Origin of the sequence: Mycobacterium sp. ITM-2016-00318 (assembly GCF_002968285.2) — a bacterium.
Classification (GTDB): domain Bacteria; phylum Actinomycetota; class Actinomycetes; order Mycobacteriales; family Mycobacteriaceae; genus Mycobacterium.
Genome location: NZ_CP134400.1, coordinates 1,820,533 through 1,844,128, shown reverse-complemented (window position 1 = coordinate 1,844,128; position 23,596 = coordinate 1,820,533). Strand labels below are relative to the sequence as shown.

20 protein-coding genes are annotated in these 23,596 nt (G+C 63.9%); 9 read left to right on the top strand and 11 right to left on the bottom strand.

What is annotated here, in order from left to right:
• Positions 1-22: 22 nt before the first annotated feature.
• On the top strand, positions 23-1,177 hold the full coding sequence (locus C6A82_RS08885; protein ID WP_105346043.1) for an FAD-binding oxidoreductase: 1,155 nt from the start codon (positions 23-25) through the stop codon (positions 1,175-1,177).
• A gap of 63 nt (positions 1,178-1,240) precedes the next feature.
• Here C6A82_RS08885 and C6A82_RS08880 read toward each other — a convergent pair whose 3' ends face one another.
• The 5 genes from C6A82_RS08880 to C6A82_RS08860 are packed head-to-tail and all read right to left on the bottom strand — an operon-like array spanning position 1,241 to position 5,386.
• Positions 1,241-2,038 carry a crotonase/enoyl-CoA hydratase family protein gene (locus C6A82_RS08880; RefSeq protein ID WP_105346045.1) on the bottom strand — a complete coding sequence of 266 codons (798 nt, stop codon included), beginning with the start codon at positions 2,036-2,038 and terminating at the stop codon, positions 1,241-1,243.
• Positions 2,039-2,063: 25 nt separating this feature from the next.
• The gene (locus tag C6A82_RS08875) at positions 2,064-2,588 is read right to left on the bottom strand and encodes a hemerythrin domain-containing protein (RefSeq protein WP_105346047.1); all 525 of its coding nucleotides are present in this window, start codon (positions 2,586-2,588) and stop codon (positions 2,064-2,066) included.
• Positions 2,588-2,965 carry a hypothetical protein gene (locus C6A82_RS08870; RefSeq protein ID WP_105346049.1) on the bottom strand — a complete coding sequence of 126 codons (378 nt, stop codon included), beginning with the start codon at positions 2,963-2,965 and terminating at the stop codon, positions 2,588-2,590. Before C6A82_RS08870 ends, C6A82_RS08875 begins: the two co-directional genes overlap by 1 nt.
• A gap of 39 nt (positions 2,966-3,004) precedes the next feature.
• On the bottom strand, positions 3,005-4,243 hold the full coding sequence (locus tag C6A82_RS08865) for a fatty acid desaturase (RefSeq protein ID WP_105346051.1): 1,239 nt from the start codon (positions 4,241-4,243) through the stop codon (positions 3,005-3,007).
• 12 nt (positions 4,244-4,255) lie between these two features.
• A complete protein-coding gene (locus C6A82_RS08860) occupies positions 4,256-5,386 on the bottom strand; it encodes a ferredoxin reductase (protein WP_105346053.1) in 1,131 nt (376 codons plus the stop codon).
• Positions 5,387-5,615: 229 nt separating this feature from the next.
• Here C6A82_RS08860 and C6A82_RS08855 point away from each other — a divergent pair, with 229 nt between their 5' ends.
• Positions 5,616-8,468, top strand: a complete 2,853-nt coding sequence (locus tag C6A82_RS08855; protein ID WP_105346054.1) for an RND family transporter — start codon at positions 5,616-5,618, stop codon at positions 8,466-8,468.
• Between the two features lie 208 nt (positions 8,469-8,676).
• A complete protein-coding gene (locus tag C6A82_RS08850; RefSeq protein ID WP_105346063.1) occupies positions 8,677-9,069 on the top strand; it encodes a DUF6319 family protein in 393 nt (130 codons plus the stop codon).
• A gap of 35 nt (positions 9,070-9,104) precedes the next feature.
• On the opposite strand, the gene C6A82_RS08845 is transcribed toward C6A82_RS08850, so the two are convergent.
• Positions 9,105-11,267 carry a SpoIIE family protein phosphatase gene (locus C6A82_RS08845; protein ID WP_233216978.1) on the bottom strand — a complete coding sequence of 721 codons (2,163 nt, stop codon included), beginning with the start codon at positions 11,265-11,267 and terminating at the stop codon, positions 9,105-9,107.
• A 48-nt stretch (positions 11,268-11,315) separates the two neighbouring features.
• On the opposite strand from C6A82_RS08845, the gene C6A82_RS08840 reads away from it, so the two are divergent.
• The gene (locus C6A82_RS08840) at positions 11,316-11,603 is read left to right on the top strand and encodes a hypothetical protein (RefSeq protein ID WP_233216979.1); all 288 of its coding nucleotides are present in this window, start codon (positions 11,316-11,318) and stop codon (positions 11,601-11,603) included.
• Between the two features lie 34 nt (positions 11,604-11,637).
• Here the strand turns inward: C6A82_RS08840 and C6A82_RS08835 are convergent, their stop codons facing one another.
• From C6A82_RS08835 to C6A82_RS08820, 4 genes are all read right to left on the bottom strand, one after another.
• A complete protein-coding gene (locus tag C6A82_RS08835) occupies positions 11,638-13,059 on the bottom strand; it encodes a DUF2252 domain-containing protein (RefSeq protein ID WP_105346058.1) in 1,422 nt (473 codons plus the stop codon).
• Between the two features lie 84 nt (positions 13,060-13,143).
• Entirely contained in the window at positions 13,144-13,806 is a 663-nt protein-coding gene (locus C6A82_RS08830; protein ID WP_311101751.1) for a TetR/AcrR family transcriptional regulator, read from the bottom strand.
• 22 nt (positions 13,807-13,828) lie between these two features.
• Positions 13,829-14,632 carry an SDR family oxidoreductase gene (locus C6A82_RS08825; RefSeq protein ID WP_105346171.1) on the bottom strand — a complete coding sequence of 268 codons (804 nt, stop codon included), beginning with the start codon at positions 14,630-14,632 and terminating at the stop codon, positions 13,829-13,831.
• Positions 14,629-16,083 (bottom strand): aldehyde dehydrogenase, encoded by a 1,455-nt coding sequence (locus C6A82_RS08820; protein WP_105346174.1) that lies wholly within the window; start codon positions 16,081-16,083, stop codon positions 14,629-14,631. The genes C6A82_RS08825 and C6A82_RS08820 overlap by 4 nt, the downstream gene beginning before the upstream one ends.
• A gap of 104 nt (positions 16,084-16,187) precedes the next feature.
• On the opposite strand from C6A82_RS08820, the gene C6A82_RS08815 reads away from it, so the two are divergent.
• The 5 genes from C6A82_RS08815 to C6A82_RS08795 all read left to right on the top strand — a co-directional run bounded on the left by C6A82_RS08815 (position 16,188) and on the right by C6A82_RS08795 (position 21,608).
• Complete coding sequence (locus C6A82_RS08815) at positions 16,188-16,955, top strand: SDR family oxidoreductase (RefSeq protein ID WP_199193814.1); 768 nt, start codon at positions 16,188-16,190, stop codon at positions 16,953-16,955.
• 37 nt (positions 16,956-16,992) lie between these two features.
• Positions 16,993-17,844 (top strand): carboxymuconolactone decarboxylase family protein, encoded by an 852-nt coding sequence (locus tag C6A82_RS08810; protein ID WP_105346168.1) that lies wholly within the window; start codon positions 16,993-16,995, stop codon positions 17,842-17,844.
• Positions 17,837-19,117, top strand: a complete 1,281-nt coding sequence (locus C6A82_RS08805) for a cytochrome P450 (RefSeq protein WP_105346166.1) — start codon at positions 17,837-17,839, stop codon at positions 19,115-19,117. Before C6A82_RS08810 ends, C6A82_RS08805 begins: the two co-directional genes overlap by 8 nt.
• A gap of 104 nt (positions 19,118-19,221) precedes the next feature.
• Complete coding sequence (locus tag C6A82_RS08800; RefSeq protein WP_105346165.1) at positions 19,222-20,757, top strand: NAD(P)/FAD-dependent oxidoreductase; 1,536 nt, start codon at positions 19,222-19,224, stop codon at positions 20,755-20,757.
• Positions 20,757-21,608: an SDR family oxidoreductase gene (locus tag C6A82_RS08795; RefSeq protein ID WP_105346163.1), complete on the top strand. Its 852-nt coding sequence runs from the start codon at positions 20,757-20,759 to the stop codon at positions 21,606-21,608. The genes C6A82_RS08800 and C6A82_RS08795 overlap by 1 nt, the downstream gene beginning before the upstream one ends.
• Before the next feature lie 19 nt (positions 21,609-21,627).
• Here the strand turns inward: C6A82_RS08795 and C6A82_RS08790 are convergent, their stop codons facing one another.
• Complete coding sequence (locus tag C6A82_RS08790) at positions 21,628-23,445, bottom strand: long-chain fatty acid--CoA ligase (protein WP_105346162.1); 1,818 nt, start codon at positions 23,443-23,445, stop codon at positions 21,628-21,630.
• Positions 23,446-23,596 lie beyond the last annotated feature (151 nt).

Genomic DNA, 23,596 nt, shown 5'->3' with positions numbered 1-23,596 from the left:
CAGCAGGAGTAGAAGGGGTCATATGCGGGATGCGACGGTTGTGATCATCGGCGGCGGGGTCATGGGCACCAGCACCGCGTACCACCTCGCTCGCGCCGGTGTCTCCGGCATCGTGCTGTTGGAGGCCAACGAGCTGGCCTCAGGATCATCGGGCAAGCCTCTCGGCGGCGTCCGGGCGCAATTCTCGGATGCAGCCAACATCGAGCTCGGTGCACGCAGCTTAATGGCGTTCGAACGCTTCACCGAGGAATTCGGCGTGGATATCGGCTACCAGCGGGTCGGCTACCTGTTCCTGTTCCGCGACGCTGCCGACGTCGCCCGCTATCAGGTGAGCATCGAGCTGCAGAACTCTCTCGGCGTGGACAGCGCAATGATCTCCGCATCCGCGGCCGCCGAACTCTCGCCGTACGTCGACGCAGGCACCGTTGTCGCCGCGGCGTGGTCCCCCACCGACGGCTTCGCGCGCCCGGGCGTCGTGGTAAACGCCTACGCTGCTGCTGCCGCCCGGCTCGGCGCCGAGATCTGCACCGCCTCCCCTGTCGTCGGGATCGAGGAAGCGCAGGACGGCAGGGTGGCCGTGCTCACCCGCGATGGGCGCAGGTATTCGACTCCGACCGTGATCTGCACGTGTGGTGCCTGGTCGAGGCAGATCGGCGCGATGGTCGACGTGGATCTCCCGATCGAGCCGCTTCGTCGCCAAATCGCCTTCACCGCACCGCTTTCCCCACGGCCACCGCGTATGCCGTTCACCATCGACTACAGCACGACCGCCTACTTCCACTGCGACGACGACGGATCGGGGCTTCTGGTCGGTATCGCCGACAAACAACAAGCGGTGGGATTCGACACGTCAGCGACCACCGACTGGCATGGCCTGCTTCGCGCTGCGCTCGCGCAGTTCGCCCCGACGTTGACCGACGTGCAGTTCACCTCCGGCTGGGCCGGGCTGTATGAGATGACGCCGGACTGCAACGCCCTCATCGGCGAAGCGGACACGGCCGGGTTTCGATTCCTGTACGCGGCCGGATTCTCGGGGCACGGCTTCCTGCAGGGGCCCGCGGTGGGAGAGGCGGTCCGCGACCTTTATCTGCATGCCAAGCCCGCCGTCGATGTCGCCGCCTTCGACGTCAGACGGTTCGCGGGTGAGTACAAACGCACTGAACTCAACATCATCTGAGGCAACCGGCAACGTCGACCGGCAGCGAAACGCCGAGGCTGTTCGGGCTTGACTGACGCGAACTCAGTCGACGAAGGTCGGCTGCTCGCCCGACATCCCCGCCACGACTGCCGCAACCTGGTTGGGCTTGCCGATCAGGCCGGCTTGCAGCTCGGACTCGCGAGCGAGAGCCGTCGCCGGGTCGCTGCTCATCCAGGTTTCGTTGTAGAGGCGCTTGGCGGCGCGGATGGCATCCGGAGATTTGTTCGCGATCTCATCCGCCAGCGCGAGCGCCGAGGCGAGCGGATCGTCGGCGCTGCGAGTGCACAAGCCGAGCGTCACGGCATCGGTCCCGGACACGATGCGCCCGCTGAACGTCAGCTCTTTCGCGACATCGATAGGCAGCAATCGCGGCAGGGTCTGCGTGATACCCATGTCGGGCACGAGACCCCACTTGATCTCCATGATCGACAGCTTCGCATCCGGCGCGGCGATCCGGATGTCGGCGCCCAGCGCGATCTGAAGGCCACCGCCGAAGCAATTGCCGTGGATCGCGGCGATGACCGGCGCAGGCACCATCGACCAGTCGTAGGTCACCCGCTGCGCGAAGTTGGCCAGGTGACCGTGCTCTCGGGCCAGTAGCACGTTCGTGCCGCCGCGGGCGTCCATGAAGCTGGCGACGTCAAGACCCGAGCAGAAGCTCTTGCCCTCGCCGTGCAGCACGACCGCGCGGACCGACGTGTCAGCGGTCAGCCGCCCGGCGGCTTCCTGCAAAGCCTCGAACATGGCCTGGTCAAGCGCGTTGTGCTTGTCGGCTCGGATCATCGTCACCGTCGCAACACCGCCGGACCCCGTCTGCACCCGAACTCTCTCTTGGCTCACGCTGGCAATCTACGGCAGTGGGTGGTCAGGAGTTCTGTTCGATGTAGACGTCGGCGTCCTTGTCGCGGTTGTCGATGCCCTGGCTTGACTCGTGTTCGGCATAGAACTTCAGCCATCGCATGCCCAAGTCGTGACGCAGCTCGAGAGACGCGCTCTTGATGAAGTCCGGCATGGCTTCGCGCTCTTCCTCCTCGAGATGCTCACCGTTTTGCTTGCGGGCTTCAATCACGGCCTCGAACCACTTGTCGGTGCCTGGCTCGTGCCGGCGCGCCGCGCGCACCGCCTCCCGTATCGCGTTGTGGTCGGTGATCGCGTCCTCGGTTTCATCCTCCGGGTCGCCTGCGGGATTGCCGGGGTCATCGCGACCACCGTGCTTGAGCAGCGCCGGATAGAAGACCCTCTCCTCGGCGTCGGCATGCGCGTCGAGACGCATGCGCAGAACATCCCATATCGCCGCGAGTTCGTCCGGAGATTTGGCGTCGTCGAGTCGGAAGAACTGACGTCGCAGCCAATCGTGGTCGGCGTAGACGAGATCGATGATGTCAGCCACTACTTCTTGTCGTCCTCATCGTCGTCGTCATCGTCGTTCCTGTCGTCGCGCTCCTTCTTGTCGCGATCGTCCTTATCGTCCTTGTCGTCGTCTTTGCCGTCGCGCTCCTTCTTGTCGCGCTGCTTCTTGTCGCGATCGTCCTTGTCGTCCTTGTCGTCGTCCTTATCGTCGTCCTCGTCCTTACCGGTAGACCGATCGTCCGGCTTCGACTCGTCGACCTTGCCTGCGTACTTCCTCAACAATTCCGCGAGGTGACGCGCTTCCTCTGGCGCCAACTGATCTTCGAACAACCGCTCGCCGTCATCGTTGAGGCGCGCGACGAAGATGACGTTGTCCTTGACGCCGACGTCCCACTGGCCACCCTCTTTTTCCGCCATTTGTGATTCCTCCCTTTTCCAGACATCCGGTCCTGCGTGTCAGGCCGTCGCCATCGCCCCGGTCTCTAGTTCGCGCAGCGCCGTCCTGAGGCCGCGACGCTTACCAGTGGCCGGGTCGACACCGAAGCTTTCCCGCATGCCGCCCCGGATGCGGAACTTCAATTCCGAGTTGGTCTCGGGCGCGTCGTCCGACGTGGCCTTGAGAAGCTTGTCAGGCAAAGCCAATTTCAGGATCGTCCAGAACGACTGCATGTACTGCCGTGGAAGCGAACCTGTTGTATATGGTAGGTCGTACTTTTCGCACAACGCGCGCACACGCTCACCGATCTCGGCGTACCGGTTGCTCGGCAGATCAGGGAACAGGTGATGCTCGATCTGATGGCACAGGTTGCCGCTCATGAAGGCCATCACCGGCCCGGCATCAAAATTCGCAGACCCCAGCATCTGCCGGAGATACCACTCACCCTGGGTCTCGTTCTCGAACTCTTGCTTGGTGAACTTCTCCGCGCCGTCGGGGAAATGCCCGCAGAAAATCACCATGTAGGACCAGTAGTTGCGGATCAGGTTCGCGATCGCGTTGGCCTTCATGGTGGACTTCCAGTTCTTCCCGGCCAGTGCGGGAAACACGACGTAGTCCTTGCCGACCTGCTTACCGACCTTCTTACCGATGATGCGCAGATCCTTGAGCACCTCGTCCTTCGACTTCTCGCCCTTGCGGAACTTGGTCGTCTCCAGACCGTGCGCGGCGACGCCCCATTCGAAGAGTGTTCCCAACGTGAGGTTTATGACGGGGTTGAAGATCATCCACCGTTCCCAGCGCTGGTCCCGAGTGAGGCGCAAAATGCCGTACCCGATGTCATCGTCCAGACCGACAACGTTCGTGTACTTGTGGTGAATGAAGTTGTGGGACTTTTTCCAGTGCACGCTCGGTGAGGTGGTGTCCCACTCCCATTCGGTCGAGTGAATCTCCGGGTCGTTCATCCAGTCCCACTGGCCGTGGGTTATGTTGTGCCCGAGTTCCATGTTCTCGATGATCTTGGCCGTTCCCAGCATCGCAATTCCGGCTAGCCGTGCGATCCGGTTGTGACTGAAGAACAGGGCGGCGCGTCCACCGACGGCCAGGCCGCGCTGCAGCTGGATCGTCCTGCGAATGTAGCGGGCGTCGCGTTCGCCTCGCGATTCCTCGATGTCGGTGCGAATGGAATCCAGCTCGTGGGCGAGGCTCTCGACATCCTCCGGGGTGAGATGGGCATACGCCTTGATGTCAGTGATGGCCATGAGTGCGTGTTCCTAAATCTTCAGAGTGCAGTCGCCAGAAGCGGTGGATATGCAGGTGTTGATGCGATCACCTGGACCGTGCTCATTGCCGGAGCGGAAATCACGGATATGCCCGTCCTCCAAGGGCAGCACGCAGGTTTGGCAGATGCCCATCCGGCAGCCGAAAGGCATCTGGATGCCGACCTGCTCGCCGGCTTCCAGAAGTGATGTGGCCCCGTCGATCTCGATCGTCTTGTCGGAGATGGCGAATGTCACGGTGCCGCCCTCACCGCCCTTGTCGGTTCGATCGATCGTGAACCGTTCGATGTGCAGACGGTCGCTGAGATCGGCCTCGTCGAAGACGCCCTCGATGTCATCCAGCATCGGCGTTGGCCCGCACGCCCACGTCGGTCTGTCCCGCCAATCCGGTATCAGGTCGTCGAGCTGCTGGAAGTCGAGGTGGCCGTCCGTCTCGGTCAGCTGAAGGTGCAGCCGGTAGCTGTGGTCGCTGTTCTCCAGCGCACGCAGTTCGTCGTGGAAGATCACACCATCTTTCGACGGCGCGGAGTGCAGATGCACGATGTCGGGGTTCTGCTCGCGGGCGGTGAGTGACCGCAGCATCGCCATGAGCGGCGTGATGCCACTGCCTGCGCTGATGAAGAGAATCTTCGGGGGCGGCGGATCAGGCAGTGCGAAGTCCCCTTTCGGGGTGGCGAGGCGCACGATCGTCCCTGCTTCTACACCGTTCACCAAATGTGAGGACAGAAAGCCTTCTGGAGTCGCCTTCACGGTGATCGTGATGTGCTTCTCGTCCCGCTGTGGAACCGAGGTGAGCGAGTACGAGCGCCAGTGCCAGCGGCCGTTGACTCGCAGCCCGATGCCGACGTACTGCCCGGGCCGGTAATCGGCCGAGAAGCCCCAGCCCGGCTTGATCGTCACCGTTGCCGAGTCCTCGGTTTCCTTCTGCACACCGATGACCTCCCCGCGGAGCTCGCGTGCGGTCCACAGCGGGTTGAGCATCTTCAGGTAGTCGTCAGGAAGCAGCGGAGTCGTCGCGCGAGCAGCCAAACCGCGCAAGACATTCACCTTGGGGCTTATCGCCGTCTCGACGTTCTTAGCAGGTTTGACACTCCATCGCGCGACGCTGCGCAGTGTCGGGACCATCAGTAAACCGCCAGTGCACACACCATCATGCGACTCGCTTACCCTGCCGAGAACGAATTCACACTTAGGGTCGAAGTGCTGCGGGGTCAGTCATGGTCAGTGCGGATGTCAGCGTTTAGCCAGTCTCCGCAATATCGATGAGTTTTGATATGGCTGTGCCGAATGCAACGCCACGGGACACGTCCCCGTTTGTGGTGTCCGACTGCTGCGTTGAGGGAATGACGCCCTGGTGAGCGCTCCGGCGATCGACGTCGCCCGCGCCGAAGAGCAGCGGAGATCGGGTCTGGCCCGCTGGATCCGGCGGCTGGCGGTCCCCATCATCATCGGCTGGATCGCTCTCATCGCGGTGCTGAACGTCTCCGTGCCGCAGCTCGAAGAGGTCGGCAAGATGCAGGCCGTCTCGATGTCGCCCAAAGACGCGCCTGCGGTCGCCGCGATGATGCGCATCGGCAAGGTCTTCGAGGAGTTCGACTCCGACAGCTCGGCCATGATCGTGCTCGAGGGCGACAAGCCGCTTGGCGAGGACTCCCACCGGTTCTACGACGACATGATCGCCAAGCTTCGCGCCGACACCAAGCACGTCCAGCACATCCAGGACTTCTGGGGCGATCCGCTGACGAGAGTCGGGGCGCAGAGCGAGGACGGCAAAGCCGCGTACGTGCAGGTGTATCTCGCGGGCAACATGGGTGAAGCGCTCGGCAACGAGTCGGTCATTGCAGCCCAAAAACTGGTCAACGGATTGACACCGCCGCCCGGAGTCAAGGTCTACGTCACCGGCGGCCCCGCACTTCAGGCCGACCAGGAAAACGCAGGCAACGCGAGCATCAGAACCATCGAGATCGTGACGGTCGGCGTCATCGTCTTCATGCTGTTGTTCTTCTACCGCTCGATCGTCACCGTCCTGCTCGTGTTGACGATCATGGTGCTGAGCCTGTCGGTGACGCGCGGGGTGGTGGCGTTCCTCGGCTACAACGACCTCATCGGACTGTCGACGTTCGCGACTCAGCTCCTGGTGACTCTCGCGATCGCGGCGACGACCGACTACGCGATCTTCCTGATCGGGCGGTACCAGGAAGCCAGATCGATCGGGGAGGATGGGGAGTCCGCGTACTACGTCATGTTTCACGGCACAGCCCACGTCGTGCTCGGCTCGGGAATGACGATCGCAGGCGCTACCTTCTGCCTTTCCTTCACCCGGCTGCCCTACTTCCAGACGCTGGGGATCCCGCTCTTCATCGGGATGGTCGTCGCCGTGGTCGTGGCGCTGACTCTCGGGCCCGCGATCATCACCGTCGCCAGCCGCTTCGGACTGCTGGAACCCAAGCGCGCGATGCGGATTCGATTCTGGCGACGCATCGGCGCCGCGATCGTGCGGTGGCCGGGTTGGATCCTGACGGCGACCATCCTCCTGGCCCTGATCGGTCTGCTGACCCTGCCGGGGTACCGGCCCAGCTACAACGACCGGGAGTACCTACCCGCCGATCTGCCCTCGCAACAGGGATTCGCAGCCGCCGAGCGCCATTTCCCGGTGTCCCGCATGAACCCCGAAATGCTGCTCGTCGAATCTGACAAGGACCTGCGCAACTCGGCCGACTTCCTCGTGATCGAGCGGATCACAAAGGCCGTGACGAAGGTGCCGGGCATCGGACGGGTGCAGTCGATCACGCGGCCAGAGGGTAAGCCCCTGAAGTTCAGCACGATTCCGGCCCAGATGAGCATGAGCGGCACACTTCAGCAACTCAATCGCTCGTACAGCGAAAGAACCATGGACGACATGTTGGTTCAGGCCAACGAGATGCAGACCACCATCGACGCGATGACGACGATGAACTCGCTGATGGGAGAGATGACCGCCGTCACACATACCATGGTGGCCAAGGTGCGGGAAACGACGGTCGATACCGCCGAATTGCGAGACTACATCGCCGATTTCGACGATTTCTTCCGTCCGGTGCGCAATTACCTGTACTGGGAGCCGCACTGTTACGACATTCCGGTCTGCCATGCGTTGCGCGCGATCTTCGACACCCTCGACGGCGTCGACATGTTGACCGACGACATCCAAGCCCTGATTCCGGATCTGGAGCGACTCGACTCCCTGATGCCGCAGTTGCAGGCGATGATGCCGCAGCAGATCGAGACGATGAAGACGATGCGGGACATGATGCTGACGATGCACTCGACTCAGTCGAGCCAGCAGGAACAGCAATATGCGGCGAGCGAGAACCAATCCGCGATGGGCGATGCGTTCAACGAATCCCACAACGACGACACGTTTTACCTGCCACCGGAGATCTTCGACAACAAAGACTTCAAGCGCGGTATGAAGAACTTCATCTCCCCCGACGGCCACGCTGTCCGTTTCATCATCTCCCACGAGAACGATCCGCTCGGCGCCGACGGCATCCAGCGGATCGACGCCATCAAGAACGCTGCCTTCGAAGCCATCAAGGGCACGCCGTTGGAGGGATCGCGGGTCTACCTCGGCGGCACCGCGTCCACCTTCAAGGATATGCGCGACGGAAACGCATATGACCTGCTGATCGCCGGCGTCGCCGCGCTGACGCTGATCTTCATCGTCATGCTGATCATCACGCGCAGTGTGGTCGCGGCGGGCGTCATCGTAGGCACCGTTGTGCTGTCGCTCGGTGCATCCTTCGGGTTGTCAGTTCTGTTCTGGCAGCACCTCATTGGATTGGACCTGGAGTTCATGGTGATGGCGATGGCGGTGATCATCCTGTTGGCGGTCGGCGCGGACTACAACCTGCTGTTGGTCGCCCGGATCAAAGAGGAGATTCCGGCGGGAATCAATACCGGAATCATCCGCGCCATGGGTGGCAGTGGATCCGTCGTGACCGCGGCGGGCTTGGTGTTCGCGTTCACCATGATGTCGATGTCGGTGAGCGCCATGGTCGTGGTCGCCCAGATGGGCACGACCATAGGGATGGGTCTGCTGTTCGACACCATGGTGATCCGTGCGTTCATGACGCCGTCGATCGCGGCACTGCTTGGCCGATGGTTCTGGTGGCCGCAACTCGTGCGTCCGCGGCCCGTACGCGCGAGATGGCCGAGCACTTCGTAATCGAAAGTCGTTTGCGGCGAGGCTATTTCGTCATGTCGCGCTCGTGGAGGCGAGCCCCGGGCTCGCGTTCGAATCGAACCTATGTTCTAATGGGGATGACTGCCGAAGCTCGCTCGATGCCGGCGATGATCAGAAGGAGCTCACCGTGACGATGACCGTGGACACTCTGCCAGCCAACGCGCTGGAGGCCGACTCCGACACACCCACCATTTCGCGAGCCGTCGTCGAAGACGCCCCTACGGGGACTTCACCGGCGCCCGACGCACCGGCCTCCGTCGCTTCCACCGGGCAGAAGCCGAAGAAAACTCAGGCCAAGAGGGTGACCGCCAAGAAGACCAAGACTCTCGAGCTGACTCTCACCGTCACCGGCAACGCCGACGGCGAGTGGCGCGCCGAGCTCAAGCAAGGATCCACCTATCTGGCACGCAACCTCGCGGTCGCGGCCGCCGCGGTCTCCCGCGCCGCCAAGGAGCTCCACGAGGACCTCTGCACCCCGATCGACGGGCTGATCGAGGAGGCGCGCTCCCAGCAGGCCGCCAGAGTCGCCGCCCTCGAAGCCGAACTCGAAGCCGCCCGCAAGGTTCTCGCGGATCTCGACTGAATCTGCGGCGCTTCGGCGGCGTGCGACGGTCGGCCTCAATCGCGGCGTAATTGCACGACGACAACGCAGACGTCATCTCGGCGAGGTCGCATGGCAAGCGTTTCTGTGAGTTGCCGACACCCCTTTGCCAACGCGGTGTCCGACTCCCAGCCTGCTATCAGCCGCTGCGCTTTGGAGATTCCCGTCTCGATGTCCCGGCCGGTTCCCTCGATCAGGCCGTCGGTGTACATGACCAGGATGTCGCCCGGCTCGAGCCGCACGTGGCCCTCGCTGTAGGTGGCGTCGCGAATGGGTCCGAGCACCGGGCCGTGACCGTCGACAAGTCGCACGACGTTTCCGTCGCGCGAGCGACGCAACAATGCCGGCGGGTGACCGGCCGAACCGTACGACAAGGTGCCGGTTCCCGGATCGAACACGGCCACGTACATGGTTGCGAACCTTCCATGACTGGCGTGGGCGGTGAAGGTGTTCAACTCGGCCAGCAGTTGGGCGGGTGGGAGACCCTGCAACGCCATGGCGCGTCCGGCGCTGCGCAACTGCGCCATGTCCTCGACGGCGGGCAGTCCGTGCCCCACCACGTCGCCCACCGCCAGGTAGGTCCGCTGCTTCGGCAGGGCCATCACGTCATACCAGTCACCGCCGAGCCCGTGCTCGCCGTCGGCCGGTTCATACGTGACCGCCACATCGAGGTCGGCGACGTCGGCCGGCTCGGCGGGCAGCACCGCGGCTTGCAGCACCGCGGCCCTCGCGTGCTCGTCGGCATACACCTGAGCGCGCACCAATCCTTGTCCGACCATGGTGGCGACCGCGGAGATGTATGCCATTTGGGCGGCATCCAACGGTTGCGGCGTCGTCCACATCAGGCCGAGCACACCAATCGGCGCGGCGCCGGAGGTCAGCGGCCAGTTGACCAAGGCCTCCGCCCCGGTCAGCTTCATCAGATCTGCGTTCTTGAAGTACCTCCGGTGGTATTCCGCCGCACTGCCGATCATCACCGGCCGGCCGGTATGCACCGCTTCGGTCGCAGCGGTGGGGTCATCGAGCGGGATTCCGGTTGCGAACTTGTCGCGCACAAGCTGCGGGTAGCCGGCTGCCTTCACCCACTCCAGCCGCTGCCCGTCAGGTGTCACCAGGCCGAGCGCCACCGCCTGTGCGCCCGCCCCCTTGTACAACTGGTTGACGACAGCGTCCCCGATCTGGCTGGGTGTCAGTGCAGCCGAGAGGAGCTGTGCCAGATGTGCCAGGACCTGTAGCCGGTCGCGTTCTCGCCGTTCGGCTTCCTGTGCTCTGACCGCCGCGACGCGTCCGGCGGCTTCCTGCGCGATCAGCATGGCCATCAACACGATCACCGCGATGAACACCTGCGTCAACGCGAGCCGCGCCGGCGCGGCAACAGTCAGTTCCGTGAACGGGCCGTGTCCTGAATGGGTCATGTAGTTGACGGTGGTGGCCAGCACCGCGCCTGCCAGTGCAGCCCCGAGCACGTCCAGCCGGAAAGCCGCCCATGCCATCACCGGCAGCAGGAGCAGTGACGGTGGCGCCTGCAACCAGAGCGCCGCCAACGACAGCAGCACGGTGACGACGAGTACGAGGGCAGTCTCGACCGATCGAGCCCGCAATATGTGGTGCTGCGTGGACCACAGGAGAATCGGTGCGCCCACCACCAAAGCACCGATCCCATCGCCTGCCCACCAGTGCACTACTGCAGTGGTCCAGCCGAGGTCGTAAGAGACGGCGCTGAGGGTGCCGCCGATCAAGCCGCCCACGAGCGGGCCCACCAGACAGGCCCCAGCCAAGAATTTCGCCAGATCACGGCGTTTTCGAAGATCGGGTGTCCCGTTGCACAACGCCAGCACCACCGACGCACCGACGACAGGCTCCACCGAGTTGGCCACGGCATAGCCCAGCGCACCCCGGGCGCCGACGCCGTAGTAGAGATCGACGGCGAGCTCGCAAGCAACGATCGCGGCGACGATGACTGCCCACCGGGAGCGTGGTGTCAGCAGCATCAAGGCCACCGTCACGCCTGCGGGTGGGAAGAATGCCGGCGTCCCCCCTTCGGCCCCGAACGATTGCCAAGCCAACGCCGCGCCCACCGAGTAGGCCAGCGCCACCGCCCCGAAGAGCGCGCCAACCGACCGCCAGTTCGGGCGTGCGCTGTCGCCCGACTCGCTCGGCGTCGTCAGTGGCCAAGACACCTTCATGAGGTTATCGACACCGCTGTCATTACGGCGAGTTACCGCAGTTTGACCGTTTTCGCCCGGCCGATCGTGGGCATTCCGATGCGCATGGACAAGCTCACCCGGCTTCGGCACGCGCAAGAGCGAATCGTCAGAGTTCAGCGACGAGTCTGGCTGGCTCAGATACTGGCGTGGCCGACAGTGGTCGCCGCCGGGTTGCTGTCAGCCGGCGGTGTTGTGTGGTTCGTGCGGCGCAGGCAGGCCCGTGGTCGCCATGAGATGCCGGATTCGCCTGGAGCCCATGAGGCGGGGACGGTGCACGTGGAGTCGAACGGCCAGATTTCCCGCATCTGAGAGTTCGCGTCGGCGCTGGCCCGTTGAACGCGGCCTACACCCCGCGCTCGACAGGAAGCAGTCCGCGGTCGACGGCGGCAACGAGGGCGGCGTGGTCGGCTTCGGTTTGGTCGGCGTAGCGCTGCGCGAACGTGCACAGCGCCTTGTCGACGCGGTCGGATCTCCCCATGTACCCGGCGATCATCGACGCGCCACTGGTCCTGGCGTGCCCCTTGGCGAGAAGCTGACCCACCACCCCGGCGTAGTCAGCCAGCGCCGCCGCATCCATCGCGTCTAAGGGAATGCGCCCCTTCATGTTTCGGAACTGACGTACGTAGTATTGGAGCCCGTCCATGGTGGTCCAGCCCAAGAGCGGGTCACTGACCGTCTGCAGCGATTGCTGGTACTCGACGACGCGCTGCCCCTGGTGCGCGTGCCATGCCGATTCGCCGTGCACGTACCGCGCCAATACCGAACGGCGGGCCTGTTTGAGCTGAAGGAAGACGACGTCGGATTCCGATGACCCCTCCAGCAGCGCCACGTAGGCGCGCAAGCCGACACTGCCCACGCCGACGACCTTGTGCGCGACATCAATCAACGTGTAGCCACCGAGGACGCGCCGCCAATACGAGGGCAGAGTGTCGAGATACTCGTCCAGTGCCTCCGCCAGTGACTCCGCTTCACGCGGCGGCAGCCGCGTGATCAAAGGCTGTTCCTCGATGATCCTCCGCTCGCCATCCACCTCATGGGTGAAGCGCGGCAGCGCCCGGTCGCCGGTCCGGTGACGCGCCCGCTTCGCCGACCGCTCCACCTGTTCGCTGAGCGGACCCGCCGTCTCGGCGGCCAGCCTGTCTACATCAAGCCGCACGAAAGATCTTGTGAACAAGGGCAAGTCGGCGAGCCGCCGCAACTCGGTGCGGTAGGAGGCGACACAGGACCGTACTGCACCGCCGCAGTGATCTTCCGAAGTTCCGTTGTGTCGCCCCGCCACCCAGATGCTCGCGGCCAACCGTCTCAAGTCCCACTCCCAGCCGCCTGGGTGGGCCTCGTCGAAGTCGTTCAGATCGATGACCAGATCCCGCTCGGGAGACGCGTAGAACCCGAAGTTGCCCAGGTGCGAGTCGCCGCACACCACCGGCGTGATTCCGGTTGCAGGCAGACGCGCGACGTCCTCGGCCATCACCACCGCGGTTCCACGCAGGAAGCCGTACGGCGACGCGACCATGCGACCCACCCGGATCGGAATCAGCCGGTCGACCCTCCCCTGGTGGCTGACATTGATGAGGTCCACTGGATCGGGGCGATCAGGCGGCGGCGCCCATTCGGCCAGTGACTTGCGCGGCACCCGCTTACGCAGGCCCTTGCCGAGGGCGTAGCGCTCAGCTCGGGTGACCGGCCGCTGCCGCAACGACCGGTAGGCAGTGCCGTCGGCCTCGGCGAGAACCGTGTGCGCGCTGGCACCTGCAACGCCGTCCATATCCGCTGGATACTCCGTTCCGCTGAAATAGTCCAGAGTCCGGCCGGTAAGTGACTCGACAGTGGCCGTTCAAGGTTTCATGGGTCACCGTCGAGAGGACGAGATTCCGCGTGCAATCAGCTGTTCGGTCTCTGCGGAAGCGGGAGCTTCGAGGAAGCCCGCCAGCCCGTCGACTACGCCACTGACGTACAGCGCGAATGGGACAGCTGCGTCGTTGCGGCGAATCGCACGCTCCCGCTCCGCGGCAAGGTGGACCGCGAGGTCTTGGGCCTGCTGAATTCGCATTGACCGCCCGGGTTCTGGGATGTGCGGCAAGAGCCGCTGCATCTGGGTGATGAAGTTCTCTTGAGATTTCAGAGCATCCGGCTGATGCACAAAGACATCGACCGCACCAGCACGCTGCAGTTGTTCGATGAACGAAACGTAAGAGCTGTCGGGAGATTCCGCCAACTCGATCAGCGGGAGGATGTGCGCTTCGAGCTGCGAGCGAAGATCATCGGGATTCGCGCGGGCACTGAGGAGAGCGCGGCGCTGTGTCAGATCCCCGAGGCGGTAGGCGAAGATCGCGCGCAGAAGATCTTCTTTCGAACCGAAGTGATATCGGATCGCCGAGTTGTTCGACGAGCCCGCCTCGAGTGAGATCTGGCGCAGCGATACGCCGGTGAGCCCGTGCTCGGCGAATAGCCGTTCAGCGGCCAGTAGCAGCTGCAGCGCAGTCGCCGGAGGAGGTCCGATTTGCGTGTTCACCATCGGATCATCGCTTATCCGGTCATGATTGCGCCGCGATGCTCGCCTGGATGTACGACTCGATGTCCTTTGCGCGTTCCAGCAACGAATCGTGCACCTCGGATGCGGTCACCACGAGAAATCGCCCCGCTTCGACGGCGTCGGCGGTCAACCGCCCGACCTCTTCTGCGCTCACCAGTGGGTGAGCCGGGGCGCGCGGTGTCGAGGTCGCCTCGCCGTAAACGGTGATCCCTTCCAGGATGTTCGTGATGACTCCGGACGGGCACAGGCATGTCACCCCGATTCCATTCGAGCCCAGGTAGGTGGCCAAGGCCTCTGACAGACCGACGACTGCATGCTTGGACGCGACATACGGAAGCCGGTCGAAGCCGTACGTGAGCAGACCTGACGCCGATGCCGTGTTGATCACGTGTCCGCTGCCTTGCGCGATGAGGCGAGGGAGGAACACCCGGTTGCTGCGGGCAATGCTGAGCAGATTGGTGTCGAGCGTGCGGGTCCACGCCTCGTCGGGGAGGGCCTCGGGCGCACCCATCGCGATCACCCCTACGTTGTTCATCACCACGTCGATTCGATCGAACCGCTCGAGCGCAGCGTCCCTGAGCTTCAACAGATCGGCTTCGACCGTCACGTCGGCGGTCAGCCCGATCGCCGGATGGCCGAGGCCGGTGATCTGGTCGACGACTTCGGCGACCCTGGCTTCCGACACGTCGCTCACGACGACGTTGGCTCCGCGCTCGGCGAACGCAACGGCGGTGGCGCGACCGATCCCGCTTCCTGCGCCCGTCAGGACGGTAACCGCGCCTTTGAGGTTGAGCCCCTTGCTCATCCGACGCCGACCGCCTTGGTACGGAGGAACTCGAACAGACCTTCCTGACCGCCCTCACGGCCAAAGCCCGAGATGCCGACGCCGCCGAACGCGAGCTCGCAGCCGACGACCGGGCTCGCCCCATTGACATAGACCCCGCCCGCTCGCAGGGCGCTCACCATGCGGTTCACTCGGTCGATGTCCTTGGTGAACAGGTAGGAGGCAAGCCCGTATTGGGTCGAGTTCGCCATCTCGATCGCTTGTTCTTCCGTCTCGAAGCGCATCAAGGAGAGCACCGGGCCGAACACCTCGGTCTGACCCAGTTCGGAGCCGGGGTCGACGTCGCCCAGCACGGTCGGTTCGATGAAGAACCCGTTCGGCAGATGGCCGGGAACGCGGCCGCCGGCCAGGAGCTTCGCCCCGTCGTCCTGGGCTCGCTCGATCATGGCAAGGATCCGTTGTTGGGCTTCGCGGCTGACGACCGGGCTGATGACGGTCGCGGGGTCGAACGGGTCACCGCATTGCATACCGGCGACGACAGCGAGGACACGTTCGACAACGTCGTCGTAGATGTCGTTGTGGACGATCATGCGCGACGGGATCGCGCAACCTTGCCCCGCCAGTGTGCCGAGGACGCTGAAGGCGTTGATCGCGACCGCCATGTCCAAGTCGGCATCGGGGAAAAGGACGTTCGCGGACTTGCCCCCTAATTCGAGCACTGCAGGCTTGAGGGACTCGGCGCACGCGGTGAGGATTTTCCTCCCGGTTGCCGGTCCGCCGGTGAAGCTGACTTTTTCGACGAGAGGGTGGCGCACCAGCGCGTCACCCGTCTCCGGCCCTCCGAGCACGAGGTTGACGACTCCGTCGGGCAATCCCGCCTCTTTGACGAGACGCATCACGTGCTCGGTTGCATACGGGGTCAACTCAGATGGCTTCACGACGACCGTATTTCCCGCCGCCAGGGCCGGGATCAGTTTCATGCCGACCGAGACGACAGGGCCGTTCCAGGTGAGGATTATTCCCACGACTCCGTACGGCTCGGGCATCGAGTAGGCCAGTTCACGCTGGTTCGCCGGGAACGACGTCACCCGCCCTTCGACCTTGTCGGCCCAGCCGGCGTAATAGGACGTCCAACTCGCCATGATGCTGACGAGTGGCTGGCTCATACCCGCCGACATCCCGTTGTCGAGGACCGACAAGCGGGCGATTTCGGCGGTGTCTCGTTCCATCAACTCACCGAGTCGGCGAAGGACACGTGCGCGCTCGGCCGGCCGCCAGGCGCGCCATTCGGGATATGCGGCATGCGCAGCCCGCACTGCCGCTTCTACGTCGTCGGTCCCGGCCAACGGCACCGGCCCATGGATCTCCCCGGTTGCCGGGTAGACGTGCTGGTGCTCACCGCCCGAACCGCTCGTTCGCGCCTCGCCTCCGATGTGCAGGTGCACCACGGGCACGCTCAGGTCAACGCTCATCATATGGTCCTCCGGCTTCATCGTGCCCAGCTTTTAAGATACATTACTTATTCCTAAGGCACTTGACTTCAATGGTCAAGTATGTGCGTAATGCAGGAGTGAATGTGAAGGAACTTTTCGACCTGACCGGCAAGGTCGCCGTGGTGACGGGCGGAGCGGGCGGTATCGGTGAGGTGTATGCGAAGGCGCTGTGCGAAGCCGGCGCTTCGGTCGTGATCGCCGACATCAATCTCGAAGCGGCGCAACGCTTCGCAGATGAGCTGACCGGCGAGGGGTCTTCCGCCGTCGCGGTAGAGCTCGACGTCACCTCCGCCGAGTCGGTCACTCGGATGGCGTCGGCGGCGACAGACGCGTTCGGCGGGATCGACATCCTGATCAACAACGCAGCCGTCATGACCGACCTGCCGCCGTACGGGCTGTCGAACATGCCGGTACCGGACTGGGATCGCGTCCTCAACGTGAATCTGCGAGGTCCGCTGCTGTGCACTCAGGCGGTCGTCGAGTCGATGACCGACCGCGGCGGCGGACGAATCGTCAACGGCCTTTCCGCCGGTGGTTTCATGCCCGGCGGCATCTACGGTGTGTCGAAGTACGCGCTGCACGGCTTGACGTGCAACCTTGCCGCTGAGCTCGGCTCTCGCGGCATCAACGTCAATGGGATCGCGCCGGGCCTTGTCGACAATGAAAGCGGCTATGTGAGCCTGCCGAAGGACTCACCGTTCCGCGAGATCCTCGGCGCGCAGATCCCCGGCAAGACATCAGGTCCCCCGCAGGACTTGATCGGCACGTTGCTTCTGCTGTGCTCACCGGCGGGCGAGTGGATCAACGGCCAGACCATCTCGGTCGACGGCGGCTGGATCATGCGGCTCTGACCGGCGCTACCCGCCGCCTCCGAAAGAAAGGACCCGCATGACCGAGTGGATGACTCGCGCACAACGGCAAGCGGCCGCAAGGGCCGAGTACGAGCACATCATGACAACGGCCAGCCCAGATCCCAGCGGCGCGTACATCGAATCCGGGGTGATCGGATACGTCTTCGGTGAGATGTGGCGCCGCGGCATTCTCACGCCCAGAGACCGGCGGTTGATCACTCTCACTTGTGTCGGCGCCGCCGGCTCGGTCACCCCGATCGAAACCCACGTCTACGCCGCTCTCAATAGCGGGGACATCGCCTACTCCGACTTCGACGAATTCGTCCTGCACTTCGCCACGCAGGCCGGCTGGCCCAAGGCGGCGGTGATGCAGATGTACGGCATGGCGGCCAAGTTCAAGATCGCCGAGGAGCGCGGCGAGGAACTCGAACCTCACGACTTCGAGCTCTGGGCGGAGCCGACGGAGGCCACTTCCCGCCGGCAACGCGGCGCCGCGACGTACGAGCAGATCCACGGCGCCACGGCGACAGAAGCGTCGACCGCGTATCAGGGTTGCGCCCGACTCGACTACCTGTACGGCGAGATCTGGAGCAGGCAAGCACATCTCACCCGTCGCGACCGGCGCATCGTGACCATCTGCAGCGCGGCGTCGGCCACGGTCGACGAAGAGGTCACAGAGCACCTGCGGGCCGCCCTCGCGCTCGGGGACATGACTCGCCAAGAACTCGAGGAACTCGTCGTTCACTTCGCCGTCTACCTGGGTTGGAACCTCGCGCGCCGCCTCGACGACCTGCTCGTTCGCGTAGCCGAAGAGGTTGGCGCAAGTCCTTCGGGCCCACCAGTTCGCAATGATTCGATGCCCAATGGAAGGCACACAAGGAATGTCTGACCTGGCGGACCTGGACTACTTCACCAACTCCGATATCGCCCAGGATCCCTACGCCTACTGGGAGTACTTGCGCAGCGAGGGACCGGTAGTGCCCGAACCCCACTACGGAGTCGTCGCGGTGACCGGCTACCAGGAGGTCCAGGCGGCGTTCAAAGACTTCGAAGTGTTCTCCGCGGTCAATGCCATCGGCGGACCGTTTCCACCCCTGCCCTTCACACCCGAGGGTGACGACATCAGTGAACTCATCGACCGACACCGCCATGAGTTCCCCATCTTCGAGCACATGGTCGTCATGGATCCCCCGGAGCACGAAAAGGCTCGATCGCTGCTGAGCCGCCTGTTGACACCACGCCGCTTGTCGGAGAACGAGGATTACATATGGGGCCTTGCGGACAGCCAGTTCGACGAGTTCATTGCCAACGGGCGATGCGAGTTCCTCAGCGAGTACGCCAAACCGTTTGCGACACTGGCCATTGCGGACCTGCTTGGTGTCCCGCATGAAGATCGCCCTAAGGTCCGTCGCAACCTCGGGGCAGGCGGTGCGCCGGGTGGCCGCCCCGGCTCGCTTCACCACCAACCTGTCGGCAGTAACCCGCTGCAGTATCTCGACGACCTGTTCAGCGGCTACATTGCCGACCGCCGCATCACACCGCGCGAAGACGTACTGACCGGTCTGGCCACGGCGACCTATCCCGACGGCTCGGTTCCACCGCTACTGGAGGTCGTCCGGCCGGCGACGTTCCTCTTCGGGGCGGGCCAGGAGACCGTCACCAAATTGCTCAGCTCCGCGGTTCAGGTCCTCGGCGACCGGCCCGAGCTGCAGGACCAGCTGCGCGAGGACCGCACCCTGATCGGGCCATTCATCGAAGAGGCACTGCGACTGGAAAGCCCCACCAAGGTCGACTTCCGACTCGTCCGCAAGTCCACCACGCTCGGTGGCGTGCCGCTGAAGGCCGGAACCGTCATCATGCTGTGCCTGGGCGCAGCGAACCGTGATCTGCGAAAGTTCGACGACCCGAACGAGTTTCGACTCGATCGCAAAAACGTCCGCGAGCACATCGCCTTCGGGCGCGGTATCCACACCTGTGCGGGAGCCCCGCTGGCCCGGGTCGAGGGCCGCGTGACGATCAACCGCATGCTCGACCGAATGGCAGATATTCAGATCAGCGAAGCCGAGCACGGACCATCCGGTCAACGCCGTTACCGCTACGAGCCGACCTTCCTGCTGCGCGGACTCACTGAGCTGCACATCGAGTTCACTCCCACTCGCTGAGTGGCGCCCATCCGGCGTACCGTGTTCTGGTTCCGCCGACTACAGCGGTAACCTACTGGACTGAAGCGCCCTCCCGGCGGGAGGACACGGCCACGGGGGAATTGATGACTCGCTCTTCGAAGCTCGATTCTGCAGCTGCGGAGCGATTACCCGACCACGTTCGAGTCGCGATCGTCGGGAGTGGATTCTCCGGTGTGGGTGCCGCCATCAAGCTCGACGAGGCCGGCCACCACGACTTCATCGTATTGGAACGCGGTCAAGATGTCGGCGGCACGTGGCGCGATAACACATACCCTGGCGCGGCCTGCGATGTGCCGTCGCATCTCTACTCGTACTCCTTCGCGCTCAACCCCGACTGGACCCGATCGTTTTCAACCCAACCCGAGATCGAGGCATACATCCGCGGCGTCGCGCGCCGCTCGGGCGTCCTGGATCGTCACGTGTTCGGTTGCGAAGTGACGAGAGCGGCCTGGCAACAGCAGCACAACCGGTGGGAGCTTTCGACCTCGCACGGGCCGATGACCGCCGACGTCTTGATCGGTGCTTTCGGGGCTTTGGCTGAGCCGTCGCTTCCGGGCATCCCCGGCATCGACGATTTCGATGGCGAACTGTTCCACTCGGCCCAGTGGAACCACGGCGCAGACCTCGCCGGCAAGCGCGTCGCCGTCATCGGCACGGGCGCGTCTGCGATTCAGCTGGTTCCAGCCATCGCGGACACCGTGGCGCACATCGACGTGTACCAGCGCACCGCCCCCTGGCTGCTGCCGCGCTTCGATCGCGCATTCAGCCGCGTCGAGCGGTGGGCGTTTCGCAACATCCCTGCGACGCTGCGGCTGGCCCGCGCAGGCATCTACGCTGCGCGTGAGAGTCAGGTCGTCGGCCTGGCCAAGAACCCACGCATGATGAAGCCATTCGAGCTGATTTCGCGCGCCAAGATTCGCACCGAGATCAAGGACCCAGAGTTACGGCGCAAGGTGACACCGAATTTCCGCATCGGGTGCAAGCGGATGCTCATCGCCAACGATTGGTATCCCACTCTGGACCGCGAGCATGTTGAACTGGTCACTGACGGCATTCGCGAGGTCGATGGGCGTCGAGTCATCACTGAAGACGGCACCGCACGCGAGGTGGACGCCATCATCGTCGCGACGGGTTTCCACGTCACCGACTCCCCGATGTTCGATGTCGTATGCGGCAAGGACGGACGAAGCCTCAGCCAAACGTTCGCAGACAAGGGCATGCAGGCTTTCAAAGGCACGACCATCGCGGGGTTTCCGAACATGTTTGTGCTCGTCGGACCGAATGTCGGCCTTGGTCACACCTCGATGGTGTACATGATCGAATCCCAGATCAATTACGTCGTCGACGCCCTCACCACGATGAAACGTCACGGCCTCCAACGCGTCGACGTGCGACGAGACGCGCAGGACGCGTACAACGACCAACTGCAACGCAAACTCAGTGGATCCGTGTGGATGACCGGGGGCTGTGCCAGCTGGTATCTGGATGCCCACGGCAACAACACCACCCTGTGGCCCGACTTCACATTCCGCTTCCGCCGGCAGACCAAGCGCTTCGACATCGACGCGTACGAGACCGCGTCAGTACGAAATTCGGTGAGTCGCAAGGGCAACGGCTGATGAGTTCGTTCGACGGCAGGGTCGCAGTCGTCACGGGGGCCGGTTCGGGCATCGGCCGAGAACTGGCGATCGGCCTCGCCCTTCGCGGCTCCCGCGTCGCGATCTCAGACGTCGACGACGAAGGCCTCGACGGCACTGCCGAAAGGCTTGCCGCCCTCAATGCCGAGCCGCACGTCGAGCTTCTTGACGTCAGCGACCGTACCGCCGTCCAGGCCTATGCATCTTCAGTGGTCGCGCATTACGGCGTTGTGCACCAGATCTACAACAACGCCGGCGTCGCCGGTGGCGCGGCGCCCGTCATCGACTGCGACTACGACACTTACGAGCGCATCATCGCCATTAATCTATGGGGCGTGATTCACGGCACCAAAGAGTTCTTGCCGCATCTCATCGAGTCCGGCGACGGGCATGTCGTCAACATCTCCAGCCTGAACGGGATCATGGCACAGGCATCGATGAGTGCGTACTGCACAACCAAGTTCGCTGTCAGGGGATTCACCGAATCCCTTCGTGCGGAGATGCTTGCGGCCGGCCACCCCGTGCAGGTGACGCTGGTGCACCCGGGCGGCATAAAGACCAACATCGCCACAGCCGCGATCACCGAGGCCGAAAAGACCGGAGCGGAGATCACCGAACAACAACGGCAACGCGCAGAGGCCTACAACAAGAAGCTGCTGAAGATGTCGCCGCAACAGGCGGCCCGCATCATCCTCGACGGAGTGCAGGCCAACCGAAGCCGCGTGCTGGTCGGCAAGGATGCCAAGGGAGTAGACGCCTTGGTTCGGCTCACCCCCCGCTACTACACCAAGCTCGTAATGTTCTGGGACCGGCGGACATTCGGCGGGTCATGACCGTCGAACCGCGATCGGGTCAGGAGTAGAACGAGTCGAGCAGATCCTTTTGCTCGTCGGCGATCACCGACCGCTTCACCTTCAACGAAGGAGTCAGCTCGCCGCGTTCGATGGACAGGTCGTGATCGAGGATCTCCCACTTCTTGATGGTCTCCCACCGGTTCAGCTCGGAGTTGAGTCGCTGCACGTGCTCGCCGATCATGTCTCGTACCCGGTCTGACTTCGCCAAGTCGGCGTAGTCCTGATCGCCAAGCCCGTTTTCCTTGGCCCAGCCGCTGATCGCGTCGGGGTCCAGCGTGATCAGCGCGACGCAGAAGTTGCGTGACTCGCCGAATACCAGCATGTGGCCCGCGTAGGGGCACAGCGCCATGAACTTGCTCTCGATCGCCGGCGGTGCGACGTACTTGCCGCCGGAGGTCTTGAACAGTTCCTTGAGCCGCCCCGTGATCGTGAGGAAGCCGTCCTCGTCGAGCTGACCCTTGTCGCCAGTGCGCAGCCAGCCGTCTTCGGTCAGCGTCTCCGCTGTCTTGTCGGGGAGGTTGTGATAGCCGTCCATCACACAGGGGCCCTTGACCAGCACCTCGCCGTCGTCGCTGATACGTGTGTCGGTACCGTCGAACACCTGCCCGACGGTGCCCAGCTTGTAGTTCTCCAAGCGGTTGATGAATGCGCCGGCCGACGTCTCGGTGAGCCCGTAACCCTCCAGGATCAGCAGCCCTGCGGCGTGGAACCACTCGCCGATCTCGCGGTTCAGCGGCGCCGAGCCGGAGATCATTAACTTGATCCGGCCGCCGAACACGTTTCGCACCTTGCTGAACACCAGCCGGTCGAACAACCCGTGCGCGGCCTTCAACGGCAGCGGCACCGACTTGCCCGCCAGCCGCCGGCGGTCGACTTGCCGCCCGACCGCGAACGCGGCGTTGAACAACTTCTCCTTGGCACCCTTCTGGGAGGTGACGACCTTGGCGTGGGCCTTCTCGAAGATGCGCGGGGCGGCGCCCATGAACGTCGGCTTGACCGTGCCCATGTTCTCCACGATCTTGTCCACCCGGCCGTCGATGGCGCTGGCGAAGCCGCACGCGAGCTGGGCCGAGATCAGCACCTTGCCGAACGCGTGCGCGAGCGGTAACCAGAGCAGTTGCAGGTCGTCCTCGTCGAGGATCCCGAAGCCCGCGATGGCGTCGCCTTCGTACACCCAGGCTCGATGGGACAGCCGTACGCCCTTCGGCTTGCCGGTGGTGCCCGATGTGTAAATCAGCGTCGCCAACTGCTCGGCGGGGATGCCATCGGCGCGTTCGCGCACCGATTTCGGATGCTCCTGCAAGTGTCGGGTGCCCAACGCCGCGACGTCGTCGAGCGACAGCACCCAGTCTCCGTCACCCGCACCGTCGAACAGCACCACCTTCTCGAGGTCAGGCAGGTCGTCGCGACGTTCCAGCAGCTTGTTCAGCTGTGCGTCGTCCTCGGCGAATACGAACCGAGATCCCGAGTCGCGCAGGATGTAGGCGGTGTCATCGGCGTTCGTCGTCGGATAAACGGTGGTGGTTGCGCCGCCAGCACAGATGATCGCCAGGTCGGCCAGTATCCACTCATAGCGGGTACTCGACGCGATGCCGACCCGCTGCTCGGGTTCGAGGCCCAGTGCGAGCAGCCCGGCCGCCAGTGCTTCCACCTGTTCGGCGGCTTCGCGCCAGGTCAGCGAGGTCCATTTCCCGTCGACGAGTCTTCGGAACGCTTCCTTGCCGGCGGATGCCTCGACACGGTCGTAAAACATCGTCGCGAGGTTCTTGGCCGTCGAGGTTGTCGTGGCCGGTCGGGCACTGTTATCGATGGACATCGTTGTCTTTCGCGTCGGCTGGGCGGTACTTGTGTTCCCGGCTCAGATCCTTCTACACGCCGTTCACAACGAGCATGCCATCTCGAAGGGCGCGGAGTTCACACCTTGCCTGGCGGACAGCAAACCCTCTCCTTTCCGAGGTGGAATCTGG